Origin of the sequence: Acuticoccus sediminis, assembly GCF_003258595.1 — a bacterium.
GTDB lineage: Bacteria > Pseudomonadota > Alphaproteobacteria > Rhizobiales > Amorphaceae > Acuticoccus > Acuticoccus sediminis.
Map to the genome: position 1 here is coordinate 1 of NZ_QHHQ01000040.1, position 1,151 is coordinate 1,151.

1 protein-coding gene is annotated in these 1,151 nt (G+C 67.3%); it reads left to right on the forward strand.

The genetic code is table 11. The features are described from left to right. Positions 1-451: 451 nt before the first annotated feature. The coding region (locus DLJ53_RS34570) for an ISL3 family transposase (protein ID WP_244935244.1) at positions 452-1,151 on the forward strand (700 nt) is incomplete at its 3' end.

The window sequence follows — 1,151 nt, forward strand, 5'->3', positions numbered from 1 at the left end:
CGCCCGTGCCTGGGCCGACCTGCTTCTGAACGGCCGCGGGAAGGTGGGCGGCTGACCGCGCGCCGCGGCCAGACCTAAGCGTCTTTAGTACGCGCGCTGAAGACCAGAAGGACGCACCATCGGGAGATATTCTCGGTACGGCGTTTGATTTGAAGTCAAACGATAACCGGATTCGCTGAACTTGGGAGGTCGGACGGACCCGACACGACGGTTCTGCGCCGCTCATGCCTGGATGTGGCTGCCATCGACCTCGACCTCGACATGCGACGGGATTGTCAAACGGCGCTCAATCGGGACGCCTTATCGGCGCGCAAAAGGGGACGTGACTCACTTTCGATGCATTCTGGGATCCTGAGGGTGGCGTTTTCCCTTGAGGACGCTGCGGATGATGGGATCAAGGCGGGAGCGGGCTTTCACGCTACCGGGACTGCGGATGGAACGTGTCGCCCTGATGGACGGCGTGGTTCGTATTGAGGCGCGTGTCCCAACTCGAACGGGTCCATGTCCGTGCTGCGCTCGGCCGTCGCGGCACGTGCACAGCCGATACCTTCGACGGCTCCGCGATCTCCCTGCGCATGGCCGCCAAGTGGAGATCACGGTGTCCGTGCGCCGGTTCCGTTGCGCCAACGCCGACTGCCCACGCCTGATCTTCGCCGAGCGGCTTGATTCTATGGCGGCGGCGGTCCGGGCGCGGCGCACAGGTCGGCTGGATGGCATCGTCTGCCATCTGGGCATGGCGCTTGGCGGCCGCCCGGGGCAGGCGATCGCGCGGCGGCTGCTGCTGCCGGTGAGCAAGGACACGCTGCTGCGGACCGTGCGCCGCAGATGCAAGCCGCCGTCGGGCGCGCCGCGGGTGATCGGGACTGACGACTGGGCGTGGCGGAAGGGCCTTCGGTACGGCACGCTGATCTGTGATCTCGAGCGACGGGAAGTGATCGACCTGCTGCCGGATCGCGAGCCCGGGACCGTCGCCGCATGGCTGGCCGCGAGGCCGAGCGTCGAGATCATCGCTCGCGACCGGGGCGGCGGCTACGCAACCGGCGCGAGGCAGGGCCGCCCCGAGGCGATCCAGGTCGCCGGTCGAATGGCATCTCATCGAGAACGCCAGCGCGTCGTTCCTGCTCGCGGTCCGGCGCTGCATGTAGGACGTC